Raw genomic sequence first — 17229 nt, 5'->3', positions numbered from 1 at the left:
CAGAGCATGCGCTCTGCACCTGATTTAAGGAATGGATCTGCGCATCCAACGTACAGCGATAGTCATCGCACACCGCCAGCCGCGCTCGCCATCCACTCGATGCACGCCGGTTGTGCCACGCCATCGGCCTGCGCACAACGTTTGCACACGCACCCCTGCCGAAAGTCATTTGACGCAGCATTCATCGCCCGGCAAGAATCGGCCGATACCGCGCGCAGAGCCATGTGCGTGTCACCACACCACCTGCGCGCCGCGCGGGACTATTGGGGAGTTGCCCGTGCAGCGACGTGATTTCCTGGCCCTCACCGGGCTGACCATGGGCGGGCTGATCGTGCCTGCCTACTTCGGCAAGGCCATTGCCGCCGAGCAGTTGCTCACGCCCTTCGATGTGGGCCGCAAGAAGCGTCTGGCCGATGCCGGCTTGAACGCGGCGCGCCAGGCCGGAGCGAGCTATTGCGATGTGCGCATCGGCCGCTACCTGCGCCAGTTCGTGATCACCCGCGAAGACAAGGTGCAGAACGTGGTCAACACCGAGTCCATCGGCGCCGGCATCCGCGTCATCGTGGGCGGCGCGTGGGGCTTTGCCGCCACCAACGAGCTCACCGAGCAGGGCGTGGCCAAGGCCGCCGCGCAGGCGGCGGCAATCGCCAAGGCCAATGCCAAGGTGCAGGGCACGCCGGTGCAACTGGCGCCGACGCCGGGCGTGGGCGAGGTGAGCTGGAAGACGCCGATCAAGAAAAACGCCATGGAAGTGCCGATCAAGGACAAGGTGGACCTGCTGCTCGGCGTCAATGCCGCCGCCACGGCCGCCGGGGCCAATTTCGTCAACTCGATGCTGTTCGTGGTCAACGAGCAGAAGTATTTCGCCAGCACCGACGGCTCCTACATCGACCAGGACGTGCACCGCATCTGGGCGCCGATGAGCGTGACGGCCATCGACAAGGCCAGCGGCAAGTTCCGCACCCGCGATGGGTTGTCCGCGCCGATGGGGCTGGGCTATGAATATCTCGATGGCGCCGCCTCCGGCAAGTTCGTCTCGCCCAACGGCGTGGTCAATTACGGCCTGTCCTACGACATGAAGGAAGATGCGATTGCGGCGGCCAAGCAGGCGCAGGAAAAGCTCAAGGCGCCGTCGGTCAAGCCGGGCAAGTACGACCTGGTGCTGGATCCCTCGCACACCTGGCTCACCATCCACGAGTCGATCGGTCACCCGCTGGAGCTGGACCGCGTACTCGGCTACGAAGCCAACTACGCAGGCACCAGTTTCGCCACGCTGGACAAGCTCAAGGCCGGTTTCCAGTACGGCAGCGACAAGGTGCATATCCTCGCCGACAAGACCCAACCCGGTAGCCTCGGTGCGGTGGGCTACGACGATGAAGGCGTCAAGACCAAGCAGTGGGACCTGATCCGCGACGGCAAGCTGGTGGACTACCAGGCCATCCGCGATCAGGCGCATATCCTGGGCAAGACCGCCTCCGATGGCTGCTGCTATGCAGACTCGTGGTCGAGCGTGCAGTTCCAGCGCATGGCCAATGTGTCGCTGGCCGCCGGCAAGACGCCGCTGAGCGTGAGCGATCTGATCAAGAACGTGGAAAACGGCATCTACATCATCGGCGACGGCTCGTTCTCCATCGACCAGCAGCGTTACAACGCGCAGTTCGGTGGCCAGCTGTTCTACGAAATCAAGAACGGCGCCATCACCCGCATGCTCGAGGACGTGGCCTACCAGATCCGCACCCCGGAGTTCTGGAATGCCTGCAGCGCCGTGGCCGATCAACGCGACTACCGGCTGGGCGGCTCGTTCTTCGACGGCAAGGGCCAGCCGAGCCAAGTCTCGGCGGTCTCGCACGGTTCGTCCACCGCCCGCTTCGATGGCATCAACGTCATCAGCACCGCCCGCTCGCTCGGCTGACAGGAGAAACCCACATGAGCATCCTTACCGAAGCGCAGGCCAAGGCCATCCTGGACAAGGTCATCAAGCTGTCCAAGGCCGACGAGTGCACCGCCACGCTCACCGGCTCGATCGACGGCAATATCCGTTTTGCGCTCAACAACGTGTCCACCAGCGGCATCGTCGACAACACCGACCTGCAGGTGCAGGTGGCGTTCGGCAAGCGCGTGGGCGTTGCCACCATCAACGCGTTCGACGACGCCTCGCTGGAGCGCGTGGTGCGCCGTGCCGAAGACCTCGCACGGCTGGCGCCGGAAAACCCGGAATTCATGCCGGCGGTCGACAAGCAGACCTACAGGCCCAGCCCGACCTTCAGCGAATCCACGGCAGCGGTCGATCCGGCGTTCCGCGCGCAGGTGGCGGCCGACTCGATCGCCCCATGCAAGGGCAAGGGGCTGATCGCCGCAGGCTTCCTCGAAGACGGCCAGAGCTTTACCGCATTCGCCAACAGCAAGGGCAACTTCGGCTATCAGCGCGGTGCGCGCTTCGACTACACCTGCACCGTGCGCACCGAAGATGGTCGCGGCTCGGGCTGGGTGGGCCGCAATCTAAAGGATGCCGCCGACTTCAAGGCCGAGCAGGACATCCGCATCGCGATGCGCAAGGCCAGCGATTCGGCCGAAGCCAAGGCGCTGGAGCCGGGCAAGTACACGGTGATCCTGGAGCCGGCGGCGGCCGCAGGCCTGATCTCGTTCATGATGAATTTCTTCGACGCGCGCATGGCCGATGAGGGACGCAGCTTCCTGTCCAAGAAAGGTGGCGGCAACAAGCTCGGCGAACAGGTCTACGACCCGCGCGTGAACATCACCGCCGACCCGTGGGACCCACGTGCGGCAGTGATGCCGTGGGACGAGGAAGGCCTGCCGCGCGAGAAGATGTCCATCGTGGAAAACGGCAAGATCGCCAACCTGCAGTATTCGCGCTTCTGGGCGCAGAAAAACGGCAAGCGTGCGGTCGGCGAGCCGGGCAACCTGCTGATGGCCGGCGGCGACAAGAACATCGCCGAGCTGGTGCGTGGTACCGAGAAGGGCATCCTGGTCACGCGCACCTGGTACATCCGCATGGTCGACCCGCAGACCGTGCTGCTGACCGGGCTCACCCGCGACGGCACGTTCTACATCGAGAACGGCCAGATCAAATACCCGGTGAAGAATTTTCGCTTCAACGAATCGCCGGTGATCATGCTCAACAACATCGACGAGCTGGGCAAGCCGGTGCGCGTGGCTGGCGATGAATCCAACTTCGTGATGATGATTCCGCCGATGCGGCTGCGGGACTTTACGTTTACTTCGTTGTCGGATGCGGTGTGAGTAGAAGCCGAGAATCGGGAGTCGGGATTCGAGAATGGGAGAGCACAGCAGGCTCTCTGCATCGTGATACTTTTCCTGCACCTCCCGTTTCCGGTCTACGTCACTTGGCGGCGCCTGCGACGCGCCGCCACTTTCTCGGCCTGTTGCTCGGTAGCGTCGCTGCGTTGGCGCTGCCGCAGCGCGTGCGGGCGGCCGGCAATTACGATTTCTGGTTCACCCGGTTGCGCTACGACTCCGGCGATTGGGATGTGGACGCGCGCATGCCGTCCAATCTGATTACCTCGTTGATCGACTACACCCAGCTGCGGGTGGACCCGCAGGAACATGTGCTGGATCTGGCCGACCCGCGCATGTTGCAGGCGCCGTTCTGCTATCTGTCCGGTCACAAGCTGGTGGAGTTCAACCCGGCCGAGCGGCGCAACTTCGAGCGCTATGTGCGCAACGGCGGCTTCGTGTTCGTGGACGATTGCAACCACGATATCGACGGTTTGTTCGCCACCTCCTTCGAAGCGCAGATGACCTCGATCTTCGGCAAGACGGCGTTGCAGAAGCTGCCCAAGAACCATCGGCTCTACAGCGCCTTCTTCAACTTCCCCGACGGCCCGCCGGCCACCGGTTTCGAACTCAATGGCTGGGGCGACGACCTGGTGCACGACTATCTCAAAGGCATCAGCATCGATGGCCGGCTCGGGGTGCTCTACAGCAACAAGGATTACGGTTGCGAATGGGATTACGACTGGCGCAACAAGCGTTTTCTGGCCGAAGACAACACCAAGTTCGGCGTCAATATCGTGATGTATGCATTGACCAATTGATCGCCGCAGGGTGCTCGCCATGGCGAACCAGGCTTGCGCAATCAAGAATCACCGCTGAGGCCTCGCGCGCAAGCGCGCCGCGCATCAGCAACCATCCAACGAGAATTCGCGCATGACCTCCCCCAACGACGACATCCTCACCGCGCAGCTCGCCCAGCTGGGCACGTTGCGCGCCGCCCTGGCCCGGGCCGTGGTGGGCCAGGACGCGGTGGTGGAGCAATTGCTGATCGGCCTGCTCGCCGGCGGCCATTGCCTGCTGGAAGGCGCGCCGGGCCTGGGCAAGACGCTGCTGGTGCGCTCGCTGGGGCAGGCGCTGGAACTGCAGTTTCGCCGCGTGCAATTCACCCCCGACCTGATGCCTAGCGACATCCTGGGGACCGAGTTGCTGGAAGAAGACCACGGCACCGGGCATCGGCATTTTCGCTTTCAGCAAGGGCCGATCTTTACCAATCTGCTGCTGGCCGACGAACTCAATCGCACCCCGCCCAAGACCCAGGCCGCATTACTGGAAGCGATGAGCGAACGCACGGTGAGTTATGCCGGCACCACCTATGCGCTGCCGGCGCCGTTCTTCGTGCTGGCCACGCAAAACCCGATCGAACAGGCCGGCACCTACCCGTTGCCCGAGGCGCAGCTGGATCGCTTCCTGCTGCATGTGCGGGTGGATTATCCCAGCGAGCAGGAAGAGCGCGACATCCTTAGCCAGACCACCGGCAGCGCAATCGCGCAGGTACCCAAGGTGATGGACGCGGCCAGCGTGCAGGCGCTGCAACAGCATGTGCGGCAGGTGCATGTGGGCGCAGAGTTGCTGACCTGGATCAACCGTCTGGTGCGTGCCAGCCGTCCTGGCCCGCAGGCCAGCGACGAGGTGCGTCAGTGGATCAAATGGGGCGCCGGCCCGCGCGCCGGGCAGTCGCTGGTGCTGGCGTCCAAGGCGCGCGCACTGCTGCATGGACGCTTTGCAGCCACCCGCGAAGACGTGGTGGCGCTTGCGGCGCCGGTGATGCGCCACCGCCTGTTGCTCTCGTTCGCGGCCGAGGCCGAACAACGCACAGCCGACGACGTGGTCGCCGCATTGCTGCGCGCCATGCCATTCCCTACCTGAGGCGTCGCGCGGCGTGAGTGTGGACGTGCCGGCATTGATTCCCAGCGACGTACGCAGCCGCCTGCGTGGCCTGCAGCTGCGTGCGCGTCATGCACAGGGTGCGCACGGCATCGGCCAACATGCCAGCCGTAGCCGCGGCGCCGGGCTGGAATTCGCGCAATACCGCGCCTATGAACCGGGCGATGCGCTGCGCCAGATCGACTGGAAGCTCTACGCGCGCTCGGACCGCTTCTTCGTGCGCGAAGCCGAGCGCGAAAGCCCGCTGACGCTGTGGCTGTTGCTCGATGCCACCGCCTCTGCCGGCCAGGCCGATCACGCGCGGCCCGGCAGTACGCGCCTGCAGGCGATGGCAACCCTGGCCGCCTGCGCTGCTGAAATCGCGCTGCAGCAGGGCGATCAGGTCGGTCTGTTCGCCGTGCATGGCGGCGGGTTGGTGGCAGTGCCGGCCGGCGCCGGGCCGCGGCAACGCGACCGGCTATGGCTGGCCCTGCATGGACTGCGCGCCGGTGGGCGTTGGCCGGGCATGGCCGCCGTGCGCCCGTTGTGGGAACGCATCGCCACACATGCGCTGGTGCTGTCGATCGGCGATGGCTTCGACGAAGACCTCAACGCTGCACTGGAAAAACTCGCCGCCGCACGCCGCCAGGTCATGCAACTGCAGGTGCTGACCTGCGACGAACGCGATTTCAGTTTCAGCGGCGGGCACCGGTTTCGCGACCCGGAAACCGGCGAACAATTGCTGGGCGATGGCGCGGCGATGCGCGCCGATTATCTGCAACGCTTCGGCGCGGCACAGCGCGCGCAGCAGGCGCGCTGGCAGGCCGCCGGCATCGCGCACGCAGTGCAGTATCTGGACGCAGCGCCCGAGGTGGCATTACGCCAGTTGTTCGGGCAAGGCGCGCGGCGATGAGCTGGCAGGTCGGCTGCGCGCATGTCGCCAGGCGGGTACCGCGATGAACCTGCTGTTGCTTTTCCCTGCGGGACTGGCCGCGTTGGCCGCGTTGCTGCTGCCGCTGCTGATCCATCTGGCCCGGCGCAGCGAACACCGGCCGACCGACTTCGCCGCGTTGCGCTGGTTGCGTGCGCTGCCGCGCCCACGCCACCGCGTGCGTCTGGACGAATGGCCGCTGCTGCTGGCGCGCTTGTTGCTGCTGGTTGCGGTGGCGCTGCTGCTGGCCGAACCGGCCGTGCGCGATCACGACGATGCACGCCCACGCATTGCGCTCAGCCCGGGAGTCGATGTGGCCGCCGCACGCCAGCTGCGCCACGTCGCGGACGCGCGGTGGGTATGGCTGGCGCCGGGCTTCCCGCCGGTCGATGCCGATGCCAATGCCAAGACCCCCAAGACTCTCGCCACGCCTGCGGGCGCGACGCAACCGGTCTCCAGCCTGTTGCGCGAGCTCGATGCCAGCCTGCCGCCAGATGCGGCGCTCAGCGTGATCGTGCCGGCCCAGTGGGGCCCGCTGGATGCGCAACGGCTGCAGCTGTCGCATCAGGTGCGGTGGCAGGTCGTGCCCGGCCAGTCGCCGCTTGCGGCGCCCGCCGCTGCCGCGCCGCTACGACTGCAGGCGATTGCCGACGACAGCACCACGCCGGCCCTGCGCTATCTGCGTGCCGTACATGCCGCCTGGGCGCTGCCGGGCAGCTTGCCGATAAGCACGCCGGCCAACGCGCAGCCTTCGCGCTGGGGTCCCGGCACCGTGGTGGCGTGGCTGTCGCGCAGTGCCCCGCCGGCGCCGGTGATGGCCTGGGTCGCAGCCGGTGGGCAGTTGCTGGTGGATGCGCAGACACCTCTCCCGCCCAACCTCGCCGCGACGCTGCAGCCCGTGCAACAGACCGCCTCTGGCGCGCCATGGCTCGATGCCGCAGCGTTCGGCCGCGGACGCATGCTGCGCTGGGCCGCACCATTGCAACCGCAGCAACTGCCGGCGCTGCTGGATGCCGACTTCCCCACCCGCCTGCACGACGCCCTGCAACCAGCACCCACACCGCAGCGCGCACTGGCGCAGACCCAGCACCCGCAGCGCGGTGCCGCCGCCCGCCTGACGACCACGCCGCGACCGCTGGCGCCGTGGCTGATCGGCCTGGTGCTGCTGCTGTTCGCGCTCGAACGCTGGCTGGCCACCGCGCCGCGCCGGGCCACTCCCGCATGAGCACGCCGGCACTGCAGCGCGCGTGGCAGGCGGCACGGCGGCGACAGGCCGCAGGCGTGCTGCTGTTCGGGCTGCCGTGGGCAGCGCTGCCGGCGGCGCTGGCGTGGCGCGCCGGTGCGCAGGTCGCCATCGTGGTGCTGCTGCTTCTGGGCCTGCTGGCACTGGGCGGCGTGGCGCTGCTGGCCGCGCGGCGTCTTGACCAGGCCTGGCTGATCCGCCGGCTGGACCGCGATGCAGATCTGGAGGACAGCAGCGACTTACTGTTCGCGCCGATCGCTCAACTCGGTCCGCTGCAGACCCTGCAACGGCAACGACTGGAGCAGCGCCTGCGCAGCACCTCGCGCGATCTGCGCCCGGCCTGGCCGTGGCGCCGCGCCTGGCCCTGGAGCGTGCTGGGTGCGCTCGCCTGCGGTGCGCTGCTGCTGTGGCCGCAACCGGCCACCCAACGCACTCCGCCAACCGACCGCGTTGCCGCCGCGCGTGCCAGCAGTGGCGCCCCTACGCTGCGGCAGGCGCAGCTACGCAGCAGCCCGCCGGCCTACACCGGTCTGCCGGCCGCGCGCCTGCCCGGCCTGGATGCGAAGGTGCCGGCCGGCACCCGGCTGGACTGGCAACTGCAGGTCAGCCCGGCGCCGCGCAGCGTGGCCCTGCGGCTTACCGACGGCCGCACCGTCGCGCTGGCGCGAGAAGGCAGCAGCGAGACGTGGCAAGGCCATTGGGTCGCCGAGCGCGCCACCCTGTACCGCATCCTCATCGACGGCGCGCCGGCCGACCGCCAGCTGCATCGGCTGGACGTGCTGCCCGACCGCCCACCGCAGGTGCGTGTGCTTGCCCCCGAACAGAGCCTGGTGCTGTGGTCCCCGGCCAACCGCAGCTGGACGCTACGTTTCGAAGCCAGCGACGACTACGCCGTGGCCGCCAGCGCCGAGCTGCGCCTGACCCTGGCCCAGGGCAGCGGCGAGAACATCACCTTCAGCACCCAGCGCCGCACGCTCACCGGCAGCGGCCCGGCCCGGCAACGCGGCTTCGCCGCCACCGTGCAGCCGCAGGCGCTGGGCATGGCCGCGGGCGACGACCTGATTGCCCAGCTCATCGTCCACGACACCCGCCAGCCCGGCCCGCAGGAAGGCCGCAGCGCCAGTGTGATCCTGCGCTGGCCGCCGCCCGAACAGACCATGGCCTCCGGCCTGGAAGCCAGCGTCAAGCAGACCTTGCCGGCCTACTTCCGCAGCCAGCGCCAGATCATCATCGACGCGCAGGCACTGCTGAAGGAGAAACCGCGCCTGGACGCGGCCAGCTTCCTCAAGCGCTCCGATGCCATCGGCGTGGACCAGCGCCTGTTGCGGCTGCGCTATGGCCAATTCCTCGGCGAAGAGAGCGAAGGCGCGCCGCAAGGTCCGCCGACTGCCGACGCGCCACCCACCAGCGACGCCCCGGCCGACGATTTACCCACCGCCGACATGCCCACCGCCGATGCGCCAAGCGCGCCGGCCGCTGCTTCGGACACGCACGCCGCGCATGACCACGACGCTCACGATCACGCTCACGCCGCCCACGCCAGCGAACCCGGCGCCGCCGCACTGGACGACCACGACCATGGCGGCAGCAACGGCCGGCCCGAGCGCAGCAGCTTCGGCCAAGCAGAGAACGTGCTGGCCGAATTCGGCCATACCCACGACCACGCCGAAGCCGCCACCCTGCTCGACCCGCAAACCCGCGCCCTGCTGCGCGCGGCGCTGGACCAGATGTGGCAATCCGAAGGCGAGCTGCGCCAGGGCCACCCCGAGCGCGCGCTGCCGTACGCCAACAAGGCGCTGGGTTTCATCAAACAGGTGCAGCAAGCCGAACGCATCTACCTGGCGCGCGTGGGCACGCAGTTGCCGCCGATCGACCCCGGCCGGCGGCTGAGCGGCGATCGCGCCGGCCTGGGCGACCGTGCCGCCGGGTTGGACACCCGCCCGGCCCCGGACCCGTCCGCGCTGCAGCTGTGGGACGCGTTGGGCGAGGCAGCCCCAGTGCCCGACGCCACCCTGGCCCGCTACGCGCAGTGGCTGCAGACCCAGCACGACCGCCTGCACGACCCGCTGGGCCTGGCCGCCGCCGTGGAAACCCTGCGCGCCGAACCCGATTGCGCCCGCTGCCGCACCCAGCTGCGCGCCCAGGTCTGGCGCACCCTGCTCGCCCCGCCGGCAGCACCGCATCGCCGCGCCGCGCCCGACCCGCGCGGCCAGCGCTACCTGGATGCGCTGCGGCAGGAGATGCAGCCGTGAGTCCCGCCCTGATCCGCCTGCTCCCGGTGCACCGCTCGATCGGACCGAGGTGGTCTGTAGACCTGGCAGCAGGCGGTCCGCGGTCGTGCGCGCGGACCGCATCGCCAAGGCTGTACGGCGGGCGCTTTCAGGATGCATTGCGCCCGGAGCACCAACCATGACGCCCTCCTTGCACTGGTTGGTCGGTGCGGCATTGCTGCTGATCGCCGTCATCGGCTGCGTGCGGCTGGTGCGGGCGCACCACCGGCAGCCCTATGCGCGCACCCGGCTCTGGCTGCTGTTCGCCGCCCAACCGTTGCTCGCGGCACTGCTCTATCCGGTGCTGCTGCCCCCGCCGCGCGCCGGTACCGGTGGGGAACTGCATGTCGCCACCGCCAGCACCGCCGCCGGGCAGATCTCCACCGGCGACCTCGCGCGCTGGGTCGCCCTGCCCGAGGCGCCCGCATTACCCGGCGTGATGCGCGTGCCGGACCTGGCCACCGCACTGCGGCGCGCACCCGGCACCACGGCGCTGGTGGTGCATGGCAGCGGCCTGCCCGCGCGCGACCGTGAGGGCCTGAACATTCCGCTGCGGCTGAAGCTCAGCCCCGCCCCACGCGGCGTGGTCGCGGTCTCGCCCCCACCGCCAGTCGCCCCGGGCGACACCATTGCGGTGTCTGCGCAGGTGCAGGGCCTTCCCGACGCGCGCGTGGAACTGCTCGATCCGGCCGGGCAGGTGGTGGACAGCGCCGTGGCCGACCGCGCCGGCCGCGTGCGCCTGCGCGGCCTGGCGCGCGCGCCGGGCCAGGTGCTGTTCGCCGTGCGTGCACGCGATGCCGCCGGTGCAGAACGCAGCCGCGTGGAGGTACCGGTGCTGATCGCTGCCATGGCGCCGATGCGCGTGCTGCTCCTGGCCGGCGCGCCGCAGCCGGAGCTGAAATACCTGCGCCGCTGGGCCAGCGATGCCGGGCTGGACGTGCGTAGCCAGATCGCGGTCGGCGCTGGCGTGCAACTCGGCGAGGGCGCCGCGCTGGATGCGGCCAGCCTGGACCGGCTGGACCTGCTGATCGTCGACCCGCGCCGCCTGGTCGCACTGGGTGCTGCGCAGCGCCAGACCTTACGCGCCGCGATCCAGCGCGGCCTGGGTGTCTTGGTGCGCACCGACGGGCCGCTGGACGCCAACACCCGCGCAGCGCTGGCCGCGCTCGGCCTCGGCGTCAGCGGCGGCAGCACCAGCAGCCCGGTGCCCGCACCGCAGCGACTCTCGCCGCCGGCCGCGCCCGCGAATCCTGCCGGCGGCCCCGGCGACGCCCTGACGCTGGCGCCGCTGCAACGTCGCGACCTGCAACCGCAAGCCACCGACGCCCTGGTCGCCGCCCGCGCCGACGATGGCAGCGCCCTGGGCTGGTGGCGGGCCCAGGGCCGCGGGCGCATCGGCATCGGCCTGGTGGAAGACAGCTTCGCGCTGGTGCTGGCCGGCCGCAGCGATCTGCACGCCGCGCTCTGGGCGCAGTTGTCCGGCGCCGTCGCCCGCCCAGGCGGCGCGCTGCCCACCCCGGTGCAGGAAGGCTGGTCGCAACACCGCATGCCGCTGTGCGACCTGCACGCCGACGCCTTGGTGACCGACCCTGACCGGGCTCGCCACCCACTACTGCCGGAACGCAACGGCAATGGGCCGCGTTGCGCCGGCTACTGGCCGGCAACCCCCGGCTGGCATCGCCTGGAGAGCGGCAACACCCAACGCTGGCTCCATGTCCGCGCGCCCAATGAAGCGCCGGCCCTGTACGCACAGCAAAGCCGCCTCGCCACCATCGCCCTGGCGGCCGGCGCTGCCTCCGCACCCATTGCACACCCTGCTACCCAACCCGGCGCGCGCTGGCCGTGGCTGCTGGTCTGGCTCGGCGCGGCCGCCGCGTTGTGGTGGTTTGAGCGAAAGCGACCTTCGCAACGGGTGCCGTAACAAGCGCTTGAACGACCTAGGAAAGGCGGCGTTGCAGATCGACGTTGCCAAGGGCGGAATGGCCCGCTGCACAGAGTCGCGCGTGGTCTTGAATCCCGCGGTGCGATTCGCAGCAGACGGCTCACCGGTGCGTCATTTGCGCCTCGCGACGCAGCACGCGTTGGATTCCACACGCAAATGCGCAGGCTTGTCGCTACACGGTGAGACTTCGCGCCGAACCAACAACATGCCCATCAAGTCCGCCCAGCAGTGCCGGCGATTAACTCGCCGCCGTCAGGCGCCGCCACACCCGGCAATGATTGTTCGCCGGCAAGGCCACGTCATCGATCAACTGCAACCCCACCGATGCCGCCAACGCATCCACCGCTTCGGCATCGCGAATACCCGAGGCAGGGTCGCGCTCGCGCAGCATGGTGTCGAAGGCGCGATTGCTGTCGCTGGTGAATTGCCCATCGCGGTTGAACGGCCCGTAGATCGCCAGCACCACATCGGGCGCCATCACCGCGGGCAATCCGGCGAACAAGGCCTGCACCTGCAGCCAGCCCATGATGTGCAAGGTATTGGCGCTGTAGATCGCATCGAAGCCGCGCTGGCCGCCACGCAGCACCGGCAGGCTGGGCGGCGGTGCGAGCCCGGGCGTGGGCGTGGGCACGGCCTGCAGTGCAATCGGTGGCGGCGTGTTCGGCAGCACCGCCTCGTCCAGCCATTGCCGCATGCCGGCAAGATGATCGAGGTGATCGCTGGCCTGCCACTGCAACCATGGCATCGCCGCAGCGAAATGCACTGCGTGTTGCCCGGTGCCCGCACCGATTTCCAGCACCTGCTGCCGGTCGGCGAAATGCGTGCGCAGTACCTCGAGAATGGGGTCGCGGTTGCGCGCGGACGCTGGCGAAAACGGTTTGGGCATCATCGGCATCTGTCGTGGTTGCGGCGATTATCGCGCCCAAGCATCGCTTGGCGGCAACCGTTCGGTGAACCGGATGCCGCGGCCCTTCGCCCGCAGCGCGTTTCGTTGCGTTGCGTTGCGTTGGGCCAGCGTCACCCGTGGCTGCGACACCTACTGCACGATGACCTTGCAGTCATCTGCGACCTTCGCATGCAGCGGCACGCATCACCGCGGCGGCGGCAATGCCTCGTACGCGCGCCGCACCGCATCTTCGCCGAAGCGACGCTCCAGCCGACGCACGATGAAATGTCCGCGCGCCATCGCCTGGAAGTGGCGCATGAACACGGTATTGAGCGTGGCGCCACTGACTGCGCCGACCAGCGGCACTGCCTGCACGGCGAGCTTTTCGCCTACGTTGACCGAAAACTTCGCCGCGATGCGCGAGACCAGCGAGACCAACGCCGGTGCGCCCTTGCTGGCAAAACCGTGTGCGGCCACGTAGCTGGCCGCCGCACTCAATTGCTGCGCCATCGCCGCACGTACTGCGAAGTAGCCGGATTCGGCGCCGTCGTCGCTGGCGCTGCGCCCACCATGCGCCAGCACTTCCAGGCACGCCAGCGCGGTGTCCGGGTCGTGCAGCGACTCGCCTTCGGCACGGGCGATATCGGCGATGGAGCGCAGCATCACCGTGGTGGTCACCGGCAGCTCCACCATCAAGCCCGGCAGGCCGAAAAACCCGCCTGCACCGCCGGAAACCGCCACCGCCAGCGTATGCCGCGTCGTGGATGCCGGTTGCTGCGCATCGGCCTTGCCGCGCAGGCTCAGCAACGCCGACTTCATCGCCACCTGCAGCGCGCGACGGGTCACGCCGTCGATGCTGCGGGTGACCACCTTGGGAAGCCGTTTGGTGATCAGGCTCTCGATCGGCGCGCCCAGCGCATTGGCCAGTTGCGCTGCCACGCCGGGGTTTTCCAGCAATGCGTGGGCCGTGGCCAGATCGCGCTGCGCGGCAGCGTCCATCACCGGTATCGGAAGCGTCGTCATGCCTGCTCATCATGGTTGGGACCTGACCGATGGTACCCAGCGCGATGTGAGTGCCGCACAAGCGAACCGGACCCTGTTGGGCCTGCAGCGCAATTGGCTGTTAAAATGCGGCAATCATCGGCGTCCAAGCAGCGAATGCGCACCAGATGAATTGCGAGATCCGCCACAGCATCGTCATTGCCGCCGCGCCGGAAGTGGTCTGCGCTGCGTTGTCCGAGCCCAGGCAGCTTGCGCGTTGGTGGACCCGTGAAGTGAGCCTGGCCGACGATCTGGTGCGCCTGGACTGGAGCCGGCAGGGCTGGCGTGTGGAACTGAGCATCGACGAAGGCGCCGATCACCAACTGGTGTGCTGGCGCTGCCACGACTCCAACATGCTCGACACCGACGCCTGGAAAGGCACGGTGATGCGCTTTGAGCTGCGCTCCATCAGCCAGGGCACGCAGGTGGATTTCGTGCAGTCCGGGTATCGCGATTCGCCGTGCAAGGAGGCCTGCGCGCGTGGCTGGCGTTTCTTTCTCGGCAGCAGCCTCAAACGCTATGTGGAAACCGGCGAAGGCGCGCCGTCGGCCGATATGCGCATGCCCGTGTTGCCAGAGCACAACCCGTACACCGCACGCTAAAGGCAGCAGCGGCGAACCGCAGCATCGTGCAACGCGCTGCGTCGATCACGGGCAACAGCATGTGGACCTGAAACTTGGCGAAGCGACGTTTCCACCCATCCTGTGCGTGACGAACAAGCACAGCCAACACCGCTGCTACGCAAACCGCCAAGCGGTTGCTCGCGACGGTTTTATTAGCCCGCCGACCGTCATCTTCAAAGGTTCCGGCCGTCGCCTGCCTTCACATTGGCGGCGATGCGCAGCGTCATCGCCCGCATCGCCTCTGGCGTGATCTCATCGGTTGCTGCAACAGCACCGCATGCGCCTGAAGCCACAAATGCATGCCGTGCGAATCGCCGACAACTCACGCCGTGCGCGGTTGGCCCATCGACGCTGTGGTGGTGACTGGCAATTGCGCATCCACCGTCACCGGGCTGTCGGCCTGCAGCAGGGCGCGCGCTTCGGCATCGCTGGCCACCGCCGGCGGCGAGCCGCGTAGCGGCAATCCCGCGGTTTCGCGCACGAACAGCATCGTCAGCAAGCCGATCGCCGCTGCGCCCATCAGGTAGTACGCCGGCACCAGCGGGTCGCCGGTACGCTCCACCAGCCAGGCGGTGACCAGCGGCGTGGTGCCGCCAAACAACGACACCGACACGTTGAAGGCAATCGACAACGCGCTGTAGCGCACCGGCGTGTAGAACAGCGCCGGCAAGGTGGACGGCATCGAGCTGGTGAAGCACACCAGGGCCAGGCCAAGCAGCATCAGCCCGGCGAAAATCAGCCCGTCGTTGCCGCTACCGACCAGCAACAGGCACGGGATCGCCAACGCAAACAACGCGATGCAGGCACCGATGATCATCGGCCGCCGGCCCAGTTTGTCGCTGAACATGCCGCCGACGATGTTGAGCGGCATCATCACCAGCATCACCAGGATGATCAGCAACAAGCCCTTGCTCTCGGCGTAACCCATCGTGACGCTGAGATAGCTGGGCATGTAGGTCAGCAGCATGTAGTCGGTGACGTTGAACACCAGCACCAGGCCCACGCACTTGAGCAGTTGCGGCCAATGCAGGCGCAGCAGCGTGGTCAGGCCCTGCGCGGCGGTCTGCCGTTCGCGCTGCTCGGATTGTTCGGTATAGGCGCGAAATGCCGGGGTCTCTTCCAGCTTCATGCGCATGTACAGGCCCAGCAACCCCAACGGCCCGGCGATCAGGAAGGGCACGCGCCAGCCCCAATCGAGCATCTGCGCCGGAGTCACGCTCATGTGCAAGGCGGTCACGGTGGCGGCGCCGGCGATGTAGCCACCCAGCGTGCCGAACTCCAGCCAGCTGCCCATCAGGCCGCGATTGCGGTCGGTGGCGTATTCGGCAATGAAGGTGGCCGCGCCGCCGTATTCGCCGCCGGTGGAAAATCCCTGCAGCAAACGCGCCAGCAACAGCAGTGCAGGCGCCCATAAGCCAATGCGCTCGTAAGCCGGAATCAGGCCGATACTGAAGGTGCCCAGCGCCATCAGGATCATCGTGGCGGCCAGGACTTTCTGGCGCCCGTAACGGTCGCCGAGCGGTCCGAAGACCATGCCGCCGATCGGCCGCACCAGAAAGGCCACGGTGAAGGTGGCGAAGGTCGCGATCAATTGTGCGGTGGGGCTACTTGCCGGGAAGAACACCTGGCCCAGCGTCACCGCCAAATAGCCGTATACGCCGAAGTCGAACCACTCCATCGCATTGCCGAGCGCCGCAGCGCCGACGGCCTTGCGCAGCATGCTGCGGTCCACCACGGTGACGTCATCCAGTTGCAGCTGGCGGCGGCGTTTGAACCAGCCAAAGTGCGAACGCATCGCGCGGGCATCGTGCATTTATGGTCTCCGTAAGTTGCGCCCGGGATATCTCGTCGGGCGCAGGCCGTCGCTACCCACACGCCCTGGCAACGCACAGGACACGGCACATCACGCAAGTACGGCAACGCATTGCACTTAGATGACACCGGAGGCATTCCCGGACGGCCGCGTGGATTCAACGACGCTGCGGGACAGACGACCAAGGGATGGGCATTGCCCAAGGGCTTGATCAGTGCGCTATGTTACTACAGCCGGCCGATCGATGCAGGCGCGACGGCGCCAGGCGCGCAAAACACCTTGTTTTCTGGCCGATTCATCTGCACTGGTGCGCGATGCGTACGCGCCCGTCCGCTGTGTACGCATCCGCTGCGACGATGTCGCGCACGCCCTGCGTGACGCAGCACCTGCAGCAGCACGATGCATCGCAAGCCCGCTTTTTACAGAGAATGAAAACCTGCTGCGCCTGCGTCAGACGACCGCACGCCAACGTTCGTCAGCGATGCTCAGCGCCGTGCAAGCGCATCTCAAGGCGATGCGATGTTGCGTGCAATCAGGCTGCATCCAGCAGCGACAACAGGTCTTGCAGGTCCTCACGCGTTTGCGGTCTGACTGCGCGTGCCAGTTCCTGCCCGTCGCGCAGCAGGATAATGGTGGGCCACAGTTTGACGCGAAAAGAGCGGCCCAGCGGCCGCCCTTTCCCGTCTTCGATCTTGCGGTAGTCGATCGCTTCGTATCCGCCCAACAGCTTTTGCAGCAGCGGCTGCGCGGCAATGCAGTGGCCGCACCAGTCGGTACCGAATTCCAGAACCTGCAAACCGGTCTGTGCCTCCACTGCGCTGCGTTCCGGGGCCTGGGAGGCGTACTGGCGAACGAAGCCCATCGTCTGGATGCTCCGCTTGATTACGACAAGGCGCGCTGGATATCTTCCAGCGGCAGGTTGGTCAGATCCTTGGCCAGGTCGCCCACCAGGCGCTGCTGGGTTTCCTTGTGCAGCAACGGGCGCACGCGGCCCAAGGTGGTCGGGTCGGCCACCAGCACCAGGTGCGTGTACTCGTGCTTCAAGGCGCCATCGTTCAAGGCGTGCGAGAGCTGCTTGGCGAATGTCATTTCGTCCAGGTCTGTTTCGGTGAGATCTTGCGGCGCCTTGCCGGCCGGGCCGTCGTCATCGACGTTCTGCACGTCGGTGCGCGCGTGCTGGCGCAACACCACCTTGGATTCGTTGCCGGTGTTGGTGAACCAGCGGGCTTCGCCGCCGTCGGCCACCACTACCAAGGCGCCCTGAGGAATTTGCAGACTCATCCCATTTCTCCTGGTCGATGT

At 67.6% G+C, this 17229-nt stretch carries 14 protein-coding genes; 9 read left to right on the top strand and 5 right to left on the bottom strand.

Features of this window, described 5'->3' with window-relative positions; all coding sequences use genetic code 11:
* Positions 1-277: 277 nt before the first annotated feature.
* From ACCQ07_RS00460 to ACCQ07_RS00425, 8 genes are all read left to right on the top strand, one after another.
* Positions 278-1912 (top strand): TldD/PmbA family protein, encoded by a 1635-nt coding sequence (locus ACCQ07_RS00460; protein ID WP_011345841.1) that lies wholly within the window; start codon positions 278-280, stop codon positions 1910-1912.
* A gap of 14 nt (positions 1913-1926) precedes the next feature.
* Entirely contained in the window at positions 1927-3261 is a 1335-nt protein-coding gene (locus ACCQ07_RS00455) for a TldD/PmbA family protein (RefSeq protein WP_008573991.1), read from the top strand.
* Entirely contained in the window at positions 3258-4076 is an 819-nt protein-coding gene (locus tag ACCQ07_RS00450; protein ID WP_014088927.1) for a DUF4159 domain-containing protein, read from the top strand. Before ACCQ07_RS00455 ends, ACCQ07_RS00450 begins: the two co-directional genes overlap by 4 nt.
* A gap of 112 nt (positions 4077-4188) precedes the next feature.
* Positions 4189-5181 (top strand): AAA family ATPase, encoded by a 993-nt coding sequence (locus ACCQ07_RS00445; protein WP_372363685.1) that lies wholly within the window; start codon positions 4189-4191, stop codon positions 5179-5181.
* A gap of 13 nt (positions 5182-5194) precedes the next feature.
* On the top strand, positions 5195-6091 hold the full coding sequence (locus ACCQ07_RS00440) for a DUF58 domain-containing protein (RefSeq protein ID WP_031420521.1): 897 nt from the start codon (positions 5195-5197) through the stop codon (positions 6089-6091).
* Between the two features lie 43 nt (positions 6092-6134).
* The gene (locus ACCQ07_RS00435) at positions 6135-7334 is read left to right on the top strand and encodes a BatA domain-containing protein (RefSeq protein ID WP_277574197.1); all 1200 of its coding nucleotides are present in this window, start codon (positions 6135-6137) and stop codon (positions 7332-7334) included.
* The gene (locus ACCQ07_RS00430; RefSeq protein ID WP_372363684.1) at positions 7331-9604 is read left to right on the top strand and encodes a hypothetical protein; all 2274 of its coding nucleotides are present in this window, start codon (positions 7331-7333) and stop codon (positions 9602-9604) included. The genes ACCQ07_RS00435 and ACCQ07_RS00430 overlap by 4 nt, the downstream gene beginning before the upstream one ends.
* A gap of 157 nt (positions 9605-9761) precedes the next feature.
* Positions 9762-11543, top strand: a complete 1782-nt coding sequence (locus ACCQ07_RS00425) for a carboxypeptidase regulatory-like domain-containing protein (protein WP_372363683.1) — start codon at positions 9762-9764, stop codon at positions 11541-11543.
* Between the two features lie 259 nt (positions 11544-11802).
* On the opposite strand, the gene ACCQ07_RS00420 is transcribed toward ACCQ07_RS00425, so the two are convergent.
* The gene (locus ACCQ07_RS00420; RefSeq protein WP_372363682.1) at positions 11803-12459 is read right to left on the bottom strand and encodes a DUF938 domain-containing protein; all 657 of its coding nucleotides are present in this window, start codon (positions 12457-12459) and stop codon (positions 11803-11805) included.
* A gap of 195 nt (positions 12460-12654) precedes the next feature.
* Positions 12655-13449 carry an EcsC family protein gene (locus ACCQ07_RS00415; RefSeq protein WP_017157982.1) on the bottom strand — a complete coding sequence of 265 codons (795 nt, stop codon included), beginning with the start codon at positions 13447-13449 and terminating at the stop codon, positions 12655-12657.
* Between the two features lie 170 nt (positions 13450-13619).
* Here ACCQ07_RS00415 and ACCQ07_RS00410 point away from each other — a divergent pair, with 170 nt between their 5' ends.
* Complete coding sequence (locus ACCQ07_RS00410) at positions 13620-14093, top strand: SRPBCC family protein (protein WP_008577858.1); 474 nt, start codon at positions 13620-13622, stop codon at positions 14091-14093.
* Between the two features lie 343 nt (positions 14094-14436).
* Here the strand turns inward: ACCQ07_RS00410 and proP are convergent, their stop codons facing one another.
* The 3 genes from proP to ACCQ07_RS00395 form a co-directional block, all read right to left on the bottom strand.
* Positions 14437-15927, bottom strand: coding sequence for a glycine betaine/L-proline transporter ProP (proP, locus tag ACCQ07_RS00405; protein WP_055026614.1), 1491 nt, complete (start codon positions 15925-15927; stop codon positions 14437-14439).
* Positions 15928-16459: 532 nt separating this feature from the next.
* Positions 16460-16789, bottom strand: coding sequence for a thioredoxin family protein (locus ACCQ07_RS00400; protein WP_008577855.1), 330 nt, complete (start codon positions 16787-16789; stop codon positions 16460-16462).
* A gap of 20 nt (positions 16790-16809) precedes the next feature.
* Positions 16810-17208, bottom strand: a complete 399-nt coding sequence (locus ACCQ07_RS00395) for a host attachment family protein (protein WP_008577854.1) — start codon at positions 17206-17208, stop codon at positions 16810-16812.
* Between the last annotated feature and the right edge of the window lie 21 nt (positions 17209-17229).

This window comes from Xanthomonas sp. NCPPB 3583, from assembly GCF_041475715.2.
Lineage (GTDB): Bacteria > Pseudomonadota > Gammaproteobacteria > Xanthomonadales > Xanthomonadaceae > Xanthomonas > Xanthomonas euvesicatoria.
Note: the sequence above shows the minus strand (reverse complement) of the source record. Positions and strands in the feature narration are given on the sequence as shown.